Below are 13,559 nucleotides of genomic sequence, written 5' to 3'. Positions count from 1 at the left end.
TCGCTACCGCCGACCCGGTAGCGTGCGTTCATGATCGAGCCCTCCGCCCTCCGCGCCCTGATCGCCGTGCGCGACTGCGGGACCGTCGCCGCAGCGGCGGAGGCGCTGGGATTCACTCCGTCCGCCGTGTCGCAGCAGCTCAAGCGGCTCGAACGGCAGTCGGGCGGCGCGGTCGCTCAGCGCGCCGGGCGCTCGGTGTTCCTCACCGAGCACGGTCGCTCGCTGGCCGACCGCGGCGAGCGCCTCCTGGCCGAGCTCGAGGCGCTCGAGCACCTGGGGGCCGCGCCCGCCGAGGAGGTGACCGGCACGCTGCGCATCGCCGCGTTCTCGACCGCGATGCGCGGGCTGCTCGTGCCCGCGCTGGCCGTGATCCGCAGGCGCGCGCCCGGACTGCGGATCACGCTCGACGAGCTCGACCCGTGGGAGGCGGCGCAGCGGCTCGAGCGCGGCGCCGCGGATCTCGCGGTTCTGCACGACTGGCCGGGCCTCTCGCTCGATCTCCCCTCGTCGATCGAGACCGAGACGCTGCTGGAGGACCGGGCCGACGTCCTGATCCACCGGGAGCACCCGCTGGCCTCGAGTCCGGCGCTCGCTCCGAGCCGCCTCGCGGACGAGACGTGGGTGAGCATCCCGGCGGGCGCCATCTGCCACGCCTGGCTGCTGCGCACCTTCGCCGGCACCGGCCGCCTGCCCGACATCGCCTACTACGACGAGGACTTCAGCACCCACATCGCACTCGTCGAGGCGGGGGCGGCCGTGGCGCTCGTGCCACGCCTCGGCCGCGAGCCGCTGCCGGAGGCGGTGGTCGCCGTCCCCGCCGTGGATCCGGTCTCGACGCGGGTCGTGTCGGCGGCCTGGCGCCGCTCGAGCCGGGGCAGCCCGGCGCGGACCCTGGTCCTCGAGGCTCTGCGGGACGTGAGGCCCCGAGCAGCCGAGGCCGTGGGCTAGGGCCTGTCGAACAGGAGATCACCGTCGCGCACGCGAGATCCTGTTCACCAGGTCCTAGAGGGCGGCCGCGTGCTCCCGCACCGGCACCCGGCTCTTCGCCGACCAGAACCGCATGAGCGCTCCGGCGAGGATCGAGCCGAGGGCCCCCGCGGCCAGATCGGCGAGCGTGTCCTCGTAGGCCACGAAGATCGACTCGTCGACGAAGCGGTGGCCCGCCCACTCGCCCCACTCCCACAGCACTCCCGCCGTCGTGCCGAAGCACGCGCAGAGCACGATCGCCGGAGCGAGCGGCCCGCGCTCCCCCGCGACGGTCGGCACCACTCCGGCCCGCGCCGCGACGATGTACGCGACCGCGGCCGCCAGCCCGTTCAGGGTGAAGTGCACCACGAGGTCCCACGCCGCCCACGCCTGGTACAGCTCGAGCACGCTGCTCCAGGAGGCGACGAGGAGCGAGACGCCGAACGCCGCGTCGAGCGCGGGCCGGATGCCGAGGAAGCGCGTGAGCACGAGCCCGATCGACGACAGCGCGAACACGGCGACATCGACGAAGCCCCAGCCGATGCCCGCCGCGACGATGCTCGCCGCTCCCAGCATCCGGACGGCGTCGGCGAACCACTCGCCGCGGGTGCGCGGCGGCTGGAGGAACGTGTCGACGAGGACGGCGGCGCTCACGGTGCCGTGAACCGCAGCACGGCCTGGACGGGCTCGTGGTCGGAGGCGGCGGCTCCGTCGTAGCGGACCGCGTTGACGCCCGTCGAGACGACCTCGAAGGCGCCGGCGGTCACCGCGAGCCAGTCGATGCGCCGGCCCGGGCGCGGAGCGCGGTAGTTGGAGTAGGTGCCCCACCCGGGCGTCAGGTGGCGGCCCGCGACGACCCAGGAGTCGGCGAGCCGACCCCCGTCCAGCAGCGCCCGATACGGGGCGGAGCCGGCATCCGTGTTCGCGTCGCCCATGACGATCGCCGGGCGATCGAGCGCGACGACCCGCTCGGCCAGCAGCCGGGCCGAGTGCAGTCGGGAGTTCCGCGAGAGGTGGTCGAAGTGGGTCGACACGACGGTCAGCTCGCGGTTCGTCGCGTGGTCGACGAGCTCGGCGATCACCGCCGTGCGCGGGATCCGGTTGCCCCAGCTGCGCGATCCCGCGACGTCCGGGGTGTCGGACAGGGCGATCTGCGACCAGTGGCGCACGGCGAAGCGGCGGCGGTCGACGAAGAGCATCACGCGCTCTCCTCCGCGGTCGGGATCGCGCCCGAAGCCCATGCCCTCGAAGGAGGGGCCGAGCACGTCCTGCACGAACGCCGCCTGGTCGGGCAGCGCCTCCTGCACTCCGAGGATCGACGGGCGCTCGATCTCGAGCAGGCGCCGCACCAGCGGCTGCCGACGATCCCAGAGGTCGATCGCCCGCGAGGTGAGGCGCGGCATCCGCCGACGGATGTTGTAGGTCATCACGTGCAGCTCGGGCGCCTCGGTCGGACCGATCAGGGGCGTCGGGTCGGTCATGCCTCCACACTACGTCCGCCGCCCGGGCCCGAGCCGGAGGCTCGGCGAGGCGTGCGGAGGCGGCCCCGTGCGCCCCTACTGTTCGAGGATGACCCTCTCCCCCGCCCTGGCGGACCTGACCAGCGCCTCCTTCGTCTCGCTCACGACCTTCCGGAAGACGGGCGTCGGGGTCTCGACCCCCGTGTGGATCGCCCGGGACGGCGACGACCTGATCGTCACCACTCCCCGCACCAGCGGCAAGGTGAAGCGCCTGCGCAACGACCCGCGGGTGACCCTGGTGCCGTGCGACCGCCGCGGCCGCGTGAAGGAGGGGGCCCCCGTCGTCGAGGCGAGCGCCCGGATCGTGTCGGACGAGGACACGGTGGAGCGGCTGGGTCGGGTGTTCCTGGGCAAGTACCGGCTCGAGTACCGCGTGTTCATGGTGATCGAGCGCCTCGTCAGCCGCGGCGACCGCACGAGGGTGATGCTGAGGATCTCCTGAGTCCTACACCCCCGCGCCCGTCACCGGAAGGGCCTCCGGTCCTCACCCGGCGCGCACTACCGTGGGGCGATCGCACGCCGGTGCCCTCGTGCGCCCCCGCGCCGACCGGCGGTCGTCAGAAGGAGCACGTATGAGCATCGGAGCAGGGATCTTCCTCCTCGTCGTCGGCGCGGTCCTGGCCTTCGCCGTGGACGTCCAGCTGGCCGGCGTCGACCTGACGCTGATCGGCTACATCCTCATGGCCGCCGGACTGGTGGGCCTGATCCTGGGCCTGGTCCTGATGACGCGCCGTCGCCAGGCCGTCGCGACCACCCGCTCGGCCGTCGACCCGGCCAGCGGTGAGCAGGTCACCCGTCGCACGAGCGAGACCGACGGCCCGCTGATCTGATCGGCGGACGTCGGTCCCGACGGGACGACGAGAAGGGGCGAGCCGGTATCCGGCCCGCCCCTTCTGCGTCGTGCGAGGTCTACTCGTCGTCGGCGTCGCCGCCCGAGACGGTGTCGGTGTCGCCGCCGCCCTCGGACGTGTCGGTCCCGGTGCCGTCGGGGAGCTCCTCGGTCTTCTCGACGTCCTCGTCGGTGGTGCGGTCGCTGCTCATGCTGCTCTCCTTCGTCTCGGCGGGGCGCCGAGACCACCACTCTGCCCCCGGACCGCGTCGAACGGCAGGGGGTAGCGGGCACCGGACCGACGTGTCAGGAGGACTCGGCCGCGCCGAGGTTGCCGGCGATCGTGCGCAGCGTCGCGACGGTGACGGCGTACTCCCGCTCGCCCACTCCGGCGGTGGCGGCTGAGCGTTGCTCGGCGACCACCTCCTCGAGCCGCGCGGTCGCGACTCCGCCCCGCTCGGTGAGCGCGTAGAGCTCGGACTCGACGACGACCCAGCCGCTCTCGAGGAGCTCGGCGAGCTGCTCGGCCGCCGACTCCCCCGCCGGGTCCTCCGCGGTCGGCGCCCGCAGGAACGGGGCGAGGGCGCGGTCGAGCTCGGCCAGCGCCGACGGCCCGCGCTGCAGCTGCTGCAGCAGCTGCCACTGCCTCCGCGTCACGCCGTGCTCCTCGAGGGTGACGGCGAAGCGCTCGTCGACGAGGCGCTCCACCAGGGTCAGCCAGTATCCGATCGGTCGTTGATCAGCCATGGCGTCACGATACGCCGCAGCGGCACGGGAGGCACCTGCTCCGCGGTCAAGGGCCAGCGGGCGCGGGGCGTTCTCCGCTTGACTGGGAGGGTCGCCGATCGTCGGCGCGCCCGGGGGAGGTCACATGGCGAACCATCGATTCGAGCTGCGGTCGGGTCGCGGCATCGGAGTCTCGGCGGCGGGCGATCCGGTCGCCGATCGTCTGGTCGTGCTCTGCCACCCGACGCCGGGAGCGGGCGGCTTCGACCCCGATCCCCTCGTCACGGGGCCCTGGGGCCTGCACCTGATGATCCTCGACCGCCCGGGCTACGGCGCCTCCGACCCCGTCGATCCGCGGCACGCCCGCGTGCAGGACCGGGCCGACGATCTCGCCGAGTACCTCCGCCGCTCCGAGCGGACCGCGCGGACCATCGACGGAGCCGAGTTCGGCAGCGTCGGCGTGGTGGGCTGGGGCTCCGGAGGCGTCTTCGCCCTCTCTCTCGCGGCGCGGCACCCCGATCTGGTCGACCGCCTCGCGATCGTCGGCACTCCCGCGCCGCCCCAGGCCGGGGTGCTCGTGCAGCCGACCACGGCCTGGGAGCGCCGCGACGTGCTGCCCGGCGAGGGGGGCCGGGACCCTGGCGGGGACCCTGCCCGAGGGCACGCCGGATCTGACCGCGCTCGGCGTCGATCCCGAGGATCCGGTGCTCGCCGGCACGCGCGGACTGCGCAACCGGCTCGAGCGGATGCTCGGCGAGGGCTGGCGCCAGGGCCCGCTGGGAGCCGCGACCGATCTCGCCGCGCTCCGCGACGGGAGCTGGGCCGACGAGCTCGACGCGGTCACCGCGTCGGTGCTGATCGTGAACGGCGAGCACGACCCGGTCGCGGGGACCGAGGACGGGCGCTGGTTCCGCGGGCGCCTCGCCGACGCGCGCACCGCGAGCGTGGCCGGCACGGGCCGTCTCGCCCTGGTGCGCGAGTGGCGCCGGATCCTCGACCATGTCGCTCCGCTCGAGCGCGGGGCGCAGGGACGGTGAGGCGGCGCGCCGCACGACTCGGCGCCGGACCGCGCGTCCTCGCGTCGGCCCTGGCGGTGTCCGGGGTCGTGCACCTCGCGCATCCGCAGACCTTCGACGCCGTCGTGCCGCGCGGGATGCCGGGGTCGGCCCGCGCCTGGGTGCTCGTCTCGGGCGTCGCGGAGCTCGCGTGCGCCGCGTCGATGCTGCGGCCCTCCACACGGAGGATCGGCGGCCTCGCCTCGGCCGCGCTGATGGCGGCCGTGTTCCCCGGCAACGTGCAGATGGCACGGGACGCGCGGCGTCCGCGAACCCGGACGATCACTCTCCTGCGCCTGCCGCTGCAGGTCCCGCTGGTGCTCTGGGGCCTCGAGGCCGCCCGCTCGCGAGGGTGAGGACGGCCCGGCGCAAGCCCGCGCGCGTTCAGCATCCGCCCTGCTAGCTTCCGGGGATGAGCGACCAGACGGCGGACGATCGCCGAGACCAGCTGACCAGCGCCCCGCAGGCGTCCGAGGCGGATGCCGCACCGCGCATCGACGTCTCGACGACCGAGGCGGGCGACACCCGCATCGACATCCGCGAGGACGCCGCCGTGCGCCCGGGGCGCGTCGAGGACGACGAGGACGGCTCCGATGACTGAGCAGCGACGCGCCGCACTGATCTACAACCCCGTCAAGGTCGACCTGGAGCCGCTGAAGGCCGCGGTGACGCGCGCCGAGGAGGCCGCCGGCTGGGACGGGACCCTGTGGCTGGAGACCTCCGTGGAGGATCCGGGAGCCGGGCAGACGCGCGAGGCGCTCGATGCCGGGGTCGACATGGTGATCGCGGCGGGAGGCGATGGCACGGTCCGCGTCGTCGCCGAGGCGCTGCACGGCTCGGGCATCCCGCTGGGCCTGCTGCCCTCGGGCACCGGCAACCTGCTCGCCCGGAACCTGAACCTCACCCTCGACGACGTCGACAACGCACTGACCGTCGCCTTCTCGGGCACCGACCGCCCGATCGACATCGGCATGATCGACATCGAGACCGGCGAGGGCCGCGCCCGCCACGCCTACGTCGTCATGGCCGGCCTCGGCATCGACGCGAAGATGCTGGCCAACACCGACGACGACCTCAAGAAGCGCGCCGGCTGGCTCGCCTACGTCGACGCCCTGCGGAAGGCCCTGCTGGACAAGAACCAGCTCGAGTTCCGCTACCGGCTCGACGGGCAGAAGGCCCGCAAGGTGCGCGCGCACACGATCATCGTGGGCAACTGCGGCGCCCTGCCCGCCAACATCCTCCTGCTGCCGGACGCGGCCGTGGACGACGGCGAGTTCGACATCGTGCTGCTGCGCCCCGAGGGGTTCTTCGGCTGGGTGCAGATCATCTTCAAGGTGGTGTGGGAGAACGGCGTGCTGCGCCGCACCGGCGTCGTCGGGCAGAAGCTCATGGGCCTGACCAAGGAGGTCGCGGCCCTGCGGTACGTGAAGGGCAAGGAGCTGATCGTGCGCCTGGACAAGGCGCAGGAGATCGAGCTCGACGGCGACCCCTTCGGCTCGACCTCGGCGTTCCGCACGTGGATCGAGCCCGGCGGGCTCACCGTCCGGGTGCCCGCGTAGGCCCTCCCGCGCGCTCGCAGGCCGTCCACCCCTCCGGGTGGGCGGCCTGCGTCGTCACGGGGCGGCGTCAGCCGATCGAGCCGTCGCCCGTCCGGGTCGCGGCGTCGGCGTTCGGGGCCGAGACGGTTCCGGTCAGGACCGTCGGCGCCGAGAAGTGCGCGGAGACGGAGTAGCGGAGCTGCGCAGTGGAGTGGCCGGGCTCCAGGGCCCGGTCGCCCGCCCACCGGAAGACGAGGTCCACGGCCCCGCTCGCGTCGACGGTGCGGGCGACGAAGGCCCAGCCCGCTCCGGAGACGCTGACGGCGGTCGACTCGAGCGTCGCCGTCGAGGGGTAGCGCACGACGACGCTCAGCTCGTGGACCGGCGCTCCGACTCCGGCGCCGTGCGCCCAGCAGTTCTGGATCTGGACGATCGTCTCGGCGCCCGTGACGCCCGTGGCGCCCCACGTCCCCCAGCTCGAGAGGGTGTCGAACGAGAGGGTGGAGTCGGAGGTGCGCGGGGCGGGCGCGGGCTGGGACGCCGACGCCGCCGGCGCCGCGAGGGCGATCGCGACGACCGGCGCGCTCCAGGCGGCGGCGGTCACGAGCGAGCGGCGGTCGAGGGACGGGGCGCTCGAGAGCGCGCGGAAGTGCTCTGGAGCGTGCGAGGACGCTCCGGAGTCACCCCCGAGGGGGGTGCGGGACATGCGGGTACTCCAGGGAGGGGGTGTTCCGGGGGACGGGTGCTGCGCCGCGGAGCGGTCGGGAGCTTCGGGTTCCCGGCCGCGGGCCGCGAGACGTTCGGGTTCTCGCGGCGAGGCGCTGTGCCTCCGACGCGGGCGGGGATTCGGGTTCCCGCCCGCGGGAGGCCGTTCAGCGGGCGCGGTTGCAGCGCGGCTTCGGGTGCCGCACCCCATGCGCCTGCATGGACGTGCCGACCCTAGTGCGCGATCCGTCGCGTTGGCAATGGAATGACGTCGAAGACGGCCGCATTCGCTCCGGAACTGGTAATTTTCCCGCGCTTCTCGTTCCGGGAGCGACGGAATCCGAAGACCGCGGCGCAGAGCTCCGCCCACGACCGGGTCGGCCGGCGACGGCCGGATCACCGCCTCCCGAGGCCGGCCGCGAGGCCGTCGGGCCCGGCGTCAAGCCACCGCGGGGTGGACGCCGCGTCCCGTACCTTTCCCCCATGGGCTTCTTCGACCGCCGCCACCCCGCGCCCCCCGCTCCCGCACCCGCCTCCGCTCCCGCTCCCGCACCCGCCCGCCCCGAGCCGCGGCGCACGGTCTGGACCGACGGCCTCGGCCGCTTCGCGCTGCGCTGCCTCCAGGTGATCGTGATCCTCGCTCTCGCGTCGGTCCTGGTCTTCGCCATGACGCAGCTCACCCTGGTGCTGATCCCGGTGATGATCGCGATCATCCTGGCCTCGGCGATCCACCCGCTGCTGTCGTGGCTGCGGAAGAAGGGCGTGCCCTCGATCCTCGCGACGTGGCTGTCCCTCCTGGGCCTGCTGGCGGTCCTGGGCGCCGTGGGCTGGCTCATCACGGTCGCCGTCCGCAACCAGTGGGACGACCTGGTCAGCCGCGCCTCCGACGGCATCGCCTCGCTCCAGGACTACGTGCAGCACCTGCCGTTCCAGATCGACGAGCAGCAGATCGAAGACGCCCGCACGACGGTCGTCGACTTCCTCACGTCGAGCAGCTTCGGCTCCGGCGCGCTCGCGGGAGCCGCGGCCGCCGCGAACTTCGTCACCGGCCTCGTGCTGATGATCGTCGTGCTCTTCTTCTTCATGAAGGACGGCCCGAAGATCTGGGAGTTCCTCCTGCGCCCCTTCGTCGGCGAGAGCTACGACCGCGCCAAGCGCGTCGGCACCAAGGCGGTCGACGTGCTGGGCGACTACGTGCGCGGCACCGCGACCGTCGCGGCCGTCGACGCGATCGGCATCGGGATCGCGCTGGCGATCATCGGCGTCCCGCTGGCGATCCCGCTCGCGGTGATCGTGTTCCTCACCGCCTTCATCCCGATCGTGGGAGCGACCGCCGCCGGCATCCTCGCGGCTCTCGTCGCACTGGTGGCCAACGGCCCGATCCCCGCGCTGATCGTGATCCTGGTCGTCATCGCCGTCAACCAGCTCGAGGGCAACTTCCTCCAGCCGGTGCTGATGGCCCGCTCGCTGAAGCTGCACCCGCTGATCGTGCTCGTCGCCCTCACCATCGGCACCGTGCTCGCGGGCATCGTCGGCGCCGTGCTGGCCGTGCCGATCGCCGCGGTGGTCTGGGGAGTGATCTCGGTGTGGAACGGTGCGAACCGGCCCGCGGAGCCCGCGCGGCAGAAGCGGCCCGAGACGGTCTAGGTGCGGGGGGCTCCGGACAGCCGGAGCCCCCCGCTCAGCGGCGGACGATGATGCCGTCGCGCAGCGCCTGGCGCCGCAGGGCGATGCGGCCGCCGACCTCCACCCCCGCCTCGCGGTACTTCGCGCGGGCGCTGCGCAGGCAGCTGCGCGCGGCGTCCTGCGTGATGCGCAGCTCCGCCGCCAGCTGCTTGAGCGGCAGGCCCTCGGCGAAGAGGCCGACGACGAGTCGCTCCCGAGCGGTCAGCGTGTCGGCGGCCGATCCCCCGAGGAGGCCGCGCGTGGGCCCGGTGAGGAACACGGCGCCGCTCGCGACGGTGCGGATCGCCTCGATGATGACCTCGGTCGGCTCGCTCTTGACGAGGTAGCCGCGCGCTCCGGCCTCGAGCGCCCGCTCGATCGTCGCCGGCTGGGCGTGGGTGCTGATGATGACCACGGCCGAGCCCGCGGCGGTGAGCGTCCGGATCTTCATCGCCAGGTCGAGGTCGTCGCCGAGGTCGATGTCCAGGAGCACCACGTCGCTCGGGAACGCGGGATCGGCGAGCAGGCCGACCCAGCTCGACGCCGTCGCGACCACGCGGACGGGCGCACCCGAGCAGCCGATCCACTCCGCGAGGGCGCGGAGGAGGATCGGGTGGTCGTCGAGAATGGCGAGCGAGATCGTCCGCCCCTCGGTCGCCGGCGATCGGCCGCTGGCAGTGCTCACGGGGTCCTCCTCGATTCGGGAGCGCTCTCGGGGACGTGCTCGATCAGCACGCGGGTGCCCGCTCCGCTGCTCTGCACGCGCGGAGCCCCCAGCTCGCCCAGGATGCCCCAGACGGCCGGGTCGAGGTCGCGGGAGCGCCGGCCCGCGACCTCGAGGGAGATCGTGATCGATCCGCGGCCCGTCGGAGCGGCGGCGAGGGCCGCCTCGACACCCGGGCGGGCGGCGGAGCCGGGTGCGGCGAGCAGCCACAGCGCCGAGAGCAGCCGCGCGCGGTCGGGCGGCAGCAGGTGCGCGGCGAGTCCGTCGGGATCGGTCAGGACCACCGCTCCCGACAGGTGGGCCGACTCGTCGACGGCGATGCGGAGCCAGGTGCGATCGTGGCTGCGGGCGAGCGCGCTGCGCAGCTCGTCTCCGAGCGCCCGGCCCCTCTCCCCCGTCTCCGCGTCCAGTGGAGCGGCAGCGCTGCGCGCGAGCCGCTCGAGCAGCTCCTCGATCCGGGCGTCGATCCGCGAGAGCTCGGACGCCGCGAGGCTGCCCGGACCCGTGCCCGGCCCGTCGATCGTGCTGTCGGAGATCGTGCGGTCGAGCCGGTGGTGCACGTGCTCGTCGACCGTCGCGAGGATGACCGCGCAGAACGCGGTCGGCACGAGCGCCAGCAGGAGGATCGTCGTGCCGATCCCGAGCCCGCCGGGAACACCGCCGCTCTCCGCCAGGAGCGTCACCGCGCTCACCGCGGCGAGCAGGCCGAGCGCCGTGCAGGTGCGCCGGAGCGGGTGGAAGGGCATCAGCCCCAGCAGGGTCGCGCCGACGCCCACGCAGACGGTCGGGTAGTAGACGCCCCCGGAGGAGGGGAGCGCGGAGTCGAGGATCTCGAGCGCCAGCGCCGCCGCGTCGACCACCAGGACGAGGACGAGCACGGGCGACGGAGCTCCCCCCGCCGCAGCAGCGCGGTCATCGCCCCGGCGGCGAAGGCGAGCACCACCACCACCCAGGCGGCGCCCGTCAGCCAGCCGGAGGAGCCGGCGTCGAGCGCCCAGGCGTAGGAGAACACTCCGCGGACCATCACGAGCACCGCGACCGTGAGGAAGCCGAGGCCGAGGTAGCTCGCGGTCAGCTGGTGGGTGCGGCGGATCCGGAAGCGCACGGACTGCAGGGAGCGGGGCCCGGCCTCGGCCGCGCGGACGAGGGCGAGCAGCGTCCCGGACGTCGCGTCCCGCGGCTCGGGCGCGCTCATCGCGGCACGCTCATCAGGACGGTCGTGCCGGCACCCGGCGCCGAGAAGACCCTCGCGGCTCCGCCGACCGACTCGAGGCGTCCGCGCACCGATTCCACGAGCCCGAGGCGGTCGACGGGGACGGCGGCGGGATCGAAGCCCGCACCGGCGTCCGAGACGGCGACGCGGACGCCGCCCGCGCCGTGCTCGACGGTGACGTCGACCGCGCGCACCCCGGAGTGCCTCCGCACGTTCTCCGAGGCACTCGCCGGTCGCGCCGACCAGCGCCGCGAGCGCGTCCGGGGCGACGTCGCCCCGGCCGAGGTGCCACGAGATCTCCAGGCCCAGCGCGCGGAAGCGGCGGTCGACGGCGGCGAACTCGTCGGGGAGCTCGGCGCAGGAGCCGGGGGCGCTCGGCGGGACCGGCCCGTCGAGCGCCCGCAGCAGCTCGAGGTCGGCGGCAGCGCGCTCGCGCAGCGTCGCGGCGGGCACCCCCTCGCCGCGGTGCGCGACGAGGGTCAGGGTCGCCAGGATCGTGTCGTGCAGGAGGCGCGCGTCGTGGCGGCGGCGCGCCTCGTCCTCGCTCGATCGCCGCTCGGCGGCGTGCGCCGTGAGGAGCCGCCGGGTGCCGTCGTCGGCGCGCGCGACGCTCGCGGCGACCCACCGCGCGATGCCGAAGGCCCCGGCCCACCCGATGACGACCGCGAGGCCCACGAAGAACGTGCGCCCCGACGGCGCGGTGGCCGTCGTGCTCAGCGCGAGGACCGGCAGCAGCGCCGCGCCCGCGACCAGGGGCAGGCGGCGGGAGGCGCCGATCGCGAGGAGCGGGGTCGCCAGCGCCATCGACGCCAGCATCGTGACGGAGCCCAGGACGGCCGGCAGCCGGGCGTCGACGTCCGACACGGCGAAGAGCGCGAGAGCGGTCAGGCCGAGGACCGCCGCGACGACGATCGGCGCGGCGCTCGTGGACGGACGGCCGCGGCGCCACGACAGCACGACGACGGTCGCCGCGGCCAGGAGCGCCAGGACCGGCAGCGTGCGGACGAGGTCGGCCGGAGCGAGAGCGACGAGGTGCAGTGCCGACGCCCCGGTGAAGAGCGCGGAGCCGCGGCGGGCGCAGCGACGGCCGATCTCGTCCTGCTCGCGGCGCAGCTCCGTGCGCTCCGGGGCGGAGGAGGAGCCGGGGGTCGTCGAGGGGAGCATCGCGGTCGGGCCTCGCGCGGGCGGGCCCCCGGCCTCGAGGGGGCGCGAGAACGGGAGGGGCGGATGGGGCGCGGCGCCGAGGAGGCGGCGCCGATGACCTGAATGGTGCCACACGACGGGTCGGCCCCGACGTCCGCTCGGCCGCCGAGCGACGGATCGCGCAGCGTTTCCCGCGCCGCTGTCGCGCTCGGGGCGTCCGATCCCGTAGGCTGGAGACATCTCCTGGGCGATCGCCCGAATTCCACGGCTGAGAAGTCGCCACCACCAGCACGCACTCGCTGGAGACGACGAAGAGACTCAGCCCCTGATAGAGACCGCACTGCTCTCACCGGCAGCACGGATCGACGGCATCGACCTCGATCCAGCGGTTCGAACGCCCGCCTCGCCGGCGGGTACCGCCCTTCACAGGACGCCGCGGAAGCCGCGCCGTTCCTCGTTCGACCCCCGCACCCCCGACTCCGTCGGAACGCGGGACGTTCTCCCCCGCGGAGGTCCCCTCCGCCCCCAAGACGACCCGACCGACTCCCCGGCCGACGCGTGTTTCATCCGCGCGGAGGAGGAGTCGAGCGGGTACCGCACACTCGTGCGGGATCTGACGACGTCCGCTCCGGCAGGCGTCATTAACACATAAGGAAAAGAAATGCCTACTGGCACCGTTAAGTGGTTCAACTCCGAAAAGGGCTTCGGCTTCATCGCTCCCGACGACGGAGGCGCCGACGTGTTCGCGCACTTCTCCGCCATCGCGAAGCAGGGCTACCGCGAGCTCGTCGAGAACCAGCACGTCGAGTACGACGTCGAGCAGGGCCGCAAGGGCCCGCAGGCCGCGAACATCCGCGGCGTCGGCGAGTAATTCCCGACTCCTCGGGTTCGTCACGAACTCGCAGCGCCCCGTCGGCCGTGATCCTCGGATCCGGTCGGCGGGGCGTTCGTCGTTCCCCGGGGCCGTGATCCCGATCGGACCCCTCGATCGAGGGACACCAGCCTGTCCTGTGGCCCGTCGCACCCTGGGTAGGCTCGACGGAGAGGCTCCCCGTGCTCGTCGGAGCCCACGGCCCCGTGCATCCTCCGGGCGCCGGCACGACGCAGGGTGGAGACCATGGGACGACTGATCTACGGACCGCAATCGCTCGAGATCGACTTCGAGGACCGGATGCTGGCGCACCTCAAGGTGGCGATGTTCACCAAGATGCGCCGCAACGAGTCGTTCAGCCTGTCGTGGGCCGAGCCCGAGTCCAGCGGCTACGGCCGCAGCTCGATCTGGATCCACCCCACCACGGCGCTGCACTTCCGCTTCTTCGGCAGCAAGCGCCCTGCGCTGAACCGCGCATGGATCGAGCAGTTCGTCTCGAGCGCGAACAACACCGGCGAGATGCTGGTGGTACCGGAGCCGCAGGACGGCTGACCCGCCGCCGGGGTCGTCCCGCTGCCCGGGGCGTCCCGCCGCCCGGGACGTC

Annotated in this window: 17 protein-coding genes and 1 pseudogene; 11 read left to right on the top strand and 7 right to left on the bottom strand. The window is 73.9% G+C overall.

Translation table 11 applies throughout. From position 1 onward, the window contains the following. The first annotated feature begins 30 nt into the window (after window positions 1–30). Window positions 31–948, top strand: coding sequence for a LysR substrate-binding domain-containing protein (locus AC0CID_RS16825; RefSeq protein ID WP_465227725.1), 918 nt, complete (start codon window positions 31–33; stop codon window positions 946–948). 54 nt (window positions 949–1,002) lie between these two features. Here AC0CID_RS16825 and AC0CID_RS16820 read toward each other — a convergent pair whose 3' ends face one another. Together AC0CID_RS16820 and AC0CID_RS16815 are read right to left on the bottom strand one after the other, a co-directional pair. Next, a complete protein-coding gene (locus AC0CID_RS16820) occupies window positions 1,003–1,620 on the bottom strand; it encodes a DUF2238 domain-containing protein (protein ID WP_465227724.1) in 618 nt (205 codons plus the stop codon). After that, window positions 1,617–2,447: an endonuclease/exonuclease/phosphatase family protein gene (locus tag AC0CID_RS16815; protein ID WP_465227723.1), complete on the bottom strand. Its 831-nt coding sequence runs from the start codon at window positions 2,445–2,447 to the stop codon at window positions 1,617–1,619. The genes AC0CID_RS16820 and AC0CID_RS16815 overlap by 4 nt, the downstream gene beginning before the upstream one ends. A gap of 88 nt (window positions 2,448–2,535) precedes the next feature. Between AC0CID_RS16815 and AC0CID_RS16810 the strand changes: the two genes are divergently transcribed. Together AC0CID_RS16810 and AC0CID_RS16805 are read left to right on the top strand one after the other, a co-directional pair. Beyond that, window positions 2,536–2,928, top strand: a complete 393-nt coding sequence (locus tag AC0CID_RS16810) for a PPOX class F420-dependent oxidoreductase (protein WP_465227722.1) — start codon at window positions 2,536–2,538, stop codon at window positions 2,926–2,928. Between the two features lie 130 nt (window positions 2,929–3,058). Further along, window positions 3,059–3,316, top strand: coding sequence for a DUF6458 family protein (locus AC0CID_RS16805; protein ID WP_207403130.1), 258 nt, complete (start codon window positions 3,059–3,061; stop codon window positions 3,314–3,316). A 79-nt stretch (window positions 3,317–3,395) separates the two neighbouring features. On the opposite strand, the gene AC0CID_RS16800 is transcribed toward AC0CID_RS16805, so the two are convergent. Further along, window positions 3,396–3,527 (bottom strand): hypothetical protein, encoded by a 132-nt coding sequence (locus tag AC0CID_RS16800; RefSeq protein WP_278250006.1) that lies wholly within the window; start codon window positions 3,525–3,527, stop codon window positions 3,396–3,398. A 94-nt stretch (window positions 3,528–3,621) separates the two neighbouring features. Beyond that, window positions 3,622–4,062, bottom strand: a complete 441-nt coding sequence (locus tag AC0CID_RS16795; RefSeq protein ID WP_465227721.1) for a MarR family winged helix-turn-helix transcriptional regulator — start codon at window positions 4,060–4,062, stop codon at window positions 3,622–3,624. A 124-nt stretch (window positions 4,063–4,186) separates the two neighbouring features. Between AC0CID_RS16795 and AC0CID_RS16790 the strand changes: the two are divergent. The 5 genes and pseudogenes from AC0CID_RS16790 to AC0CID_RS16770 all read left to right on the top strand — a co-directional run. Next, window positions 4,187–4,597: pseudogene (locus AC0CID_RS16790) on the top strand (alpha/beta fold hydrolase); the annotation flags it as partial. Between the two features lie 148 nt (window positions 4,598–4,745). Further along, a complete protein-coding gene (locus AC0CID_RS16785) occupies window positions 4,746–5,078 on the top strand; it encodes an alpha/beta fold hydrolase (RefSeq protein WP_465228154.1) in 333 nt (110 codons plus the stop codon). Further along, window positions 5,075–5,452, top strand: coding sequence for a DoxX family protein (locus AC0CID_RS16780; RefSeq protein WP_465228124.1), 378 nt, complete (start codon window positions 5,075–5,077; stop codon window positions 5,450–5,452). The genes AC0CID_RS16785 and AC0CID_RS16780 overlap by 4 nt, the downstream gene beginning before the upstream one ends. A gap of 56 nt (window positions 5,453–5,508) precedes the next feature. Then, on the top strand, window positions 5,509–5,697 hold the full coding sequence (locus tag AC0CID_RS16775) for a multidrug transporter (protein ID WP_465227720.1): 189 nt from the start codon (window positions 5,509–5,511) through the stop codon (window positions 5,695–5,697). Then, entirely contained in the window at window positions 5,690–6,655 is a 966-nt protein-coding gene (locus AC0CID_RS16770) for a diacylglycerol/lipid kinase family protein (protein ID WP_465227719.1), read from the top strand. Before AC0CID_RS16775 ends, AC0CID_RS16770 begins: the two co-directional genes overlap by 8 nt. Before the next feature lie 67 nt (window positions 6,656–6,722). Here AC0CID_RS16770 and AC0CID_RS16765 read toward each other — a convergent pair whose 3' ends face one another. After that, window positions 6,723–7,340 carry a hypothetical protein gene (locus AC0CID_RS16765; protein ID WP_465227718.1) on the bottom strand — a complete coding sequence of 206 codons (618 nt, stop codon included), beginning with the start codon at window positions 7,338–7,340 and terminating at the stop codon, window positions 6,723–6,725. 482 nt (window positions 7,341–7,822) lie between these two features. Between AC0CID_RS16765 and AC0CID_RS16760 the strand changes: the two genes are divergently transcribed. Beyond that, window positions 7,823–8,986 (top strand): AI-2E family transporter, encoded by a 1,164-nt coding sequence (locus tag AC0CID_RS16760; RefSeq protein ID WP_465227717.1) that lies wholly within the window; start codon window positions 7,823–7,825, stop codon window positions 8,984–8,986. A 34-nt stretch (window positions 8,987–9,020) separates the two neighbouring features. On the opposite strand, the gene AC0CID_RS16755 is transcribed toward AC0CID_RS16760, so the two are convergent. Together AC0CID_RS16755 and AC0CID_RS16750 are read right to left on the bottom strand one after the other, a co-directional pair. Next, the gene (locus AC0CID_RS16755) at window positions 9,021–9,689 is read right to left on the bottom strand and encodes a response regulator (protein ID WP_465227716.1); all 669 of its coding nucleotides are present in this window, start codon (window positions 9,687–9,689) and stop codon (window positions 9,021–9,023) included. A 784-nt stretch (window positions 9,690–10,473) separates the two neighbouring features. Beyond that, entirely contained in the window at window positions 10,474–12,105 is a 1,632-nt protein-coding gene (locus AC0CID_RS16750) for a hypothetical protein (RefSeq protein ID WP_465227715.1), read from the bottom strand. A 640-nt stretch (window positions 12,106–12,745) separates the two neighbouring features. Between AC0CID_RS16750 and AC0CID_RS16745 the strand changes: the two genes are divergently transcribed. Then, complete coding sequence (locus AC0CID_RS16745; RefSeq protein ID WP_055786246.1) at window positions 12,746–12,955, top strand: cold-shock protein; 210 nt, start codon at window positions 12,746–12,748, stop codon at window positions 12,953–12,955. 246 nt (window positions 12,956–13,201) lie between these two features. Then, a complete protein-coding gene (locus tag AC0CID_RS16740) occupies window positions 13,202–13,507 on the top strand; it encodes a DUF7882 family protein (RefSeq protein ID WP_207407750.1) in 306 nt (101 codons plus the stop codon). Window positions 13,508–13,559 lie beyond the last annotated feature (52 nt).

The organism is Rathayibacter sp. AC451 (genome assembly GCF_979253095.1).
Note: the sequence above shows the minus strand (reverse complement) of the source record. Positions and strands in the feature narration are given on the sequence as shown.

What these genes read in the sequence shown, in the direction of transcription:
- AC0CID_RS16825 (WP_465227725.1), top strand. Translation starts at nt 31, where the DNA reads ATGATCGAGCCCTCCGCCCTCCGCGCCCTGATCGCCGTGCGCGACTGC.
- AC0CID_RS16815 (WP_465227723.1), bottom strand. Translation starts at nt 2,447, where the DNA reads ATGACCGACCCGACGCCCCTGATCGGTCCGACCGAGGCGCCCGAGCTG.
- AC0CID_RS16810 (WP_465227722.1), top strand. Translation starts at nt 2,536, where the DNA reads ATGACCCTCTCCCCCGCCCTGGCGGACCTGACCAGCGCCTCCTTCGTC.
- AC0CID_RS16805 (WP_207403130.1), top strand. Translation starts at nt 3,059, where the DNA reads ATGAGCATCGGAGCAGGGATCTTCCTCCTCGTCGTCGGCGCGGTCCTG.
- AC0CID_RS16800 (WP_278250006.1), bottom strand. Translation starts at nt 3,527, where the DNA reads ATGAGCAGCGACCGCACCACCGACGAGGACGTCGAGAAGACCGAGGAG.
- AC0CID_RS16795 (WP_465227721.1), bottom strand. Translation starts at nt 4,062, where the DNA reads ATGGCTGATCAACGACCGATCGGATACTGGCTGACCCTGGTGGAGCGC.
- AC0CID_RS16775 (WP_465227720.1), top strand. Translation starts at nt 5,509, where the DNA reads ATGAGCGACCAGACGGCGGACGATCGCCGAGACCAGCTGACCAGCGCC.
- AC0CID_RS16770 (WP_465227719.1), top strand. Translation starts at nt 5,690, where the DNA reads ATGACTGAGCAGCGACGCGCCGCACTGATCTACAACCCCGTCAAGGTC.
- AC0CID_RS16765 (WP_465227718.1), bottom strand. Translation starts at nt 7,340, where the DNA reads ATGTCCCGCACCCCCCTCGGGGGTGACTCCGGAGCGTCCTCGCACGCT.
- AC0CID_RS16760 (WP_465227717.1), top strand. Translation starts at nt 7,823, where the DNA reads ATGGGCTTCTTCGACCGCCGCCACCCCGCGCCCCCCGCTCCCGCACCC.
- AC0CID_RS16750 (WP_465227715.1), bottom strand. Translation starts at nt 12,105, where the DNA reads ATGCTCCCCTCGACGACCCCCGGCTCCTCCTCCGCCCCGGAGCGCACG.
- AC0CID_RS16745 (WP_055786246.1), top strand. Translation starts at nt 12,746, where the DNA reads ATGCCTACTGGCACCGTTAAGTGGTTCAACTCCGAAAAGGGCTTCGGC.
- AC0CID_RS16740 (WP_207407750.1), top strand. Translation starts at nt 13,202, where the DNA reads ATGGGACGACTGATCTACGGACCGCAATCGCTCGAGATCGACTTCGAG.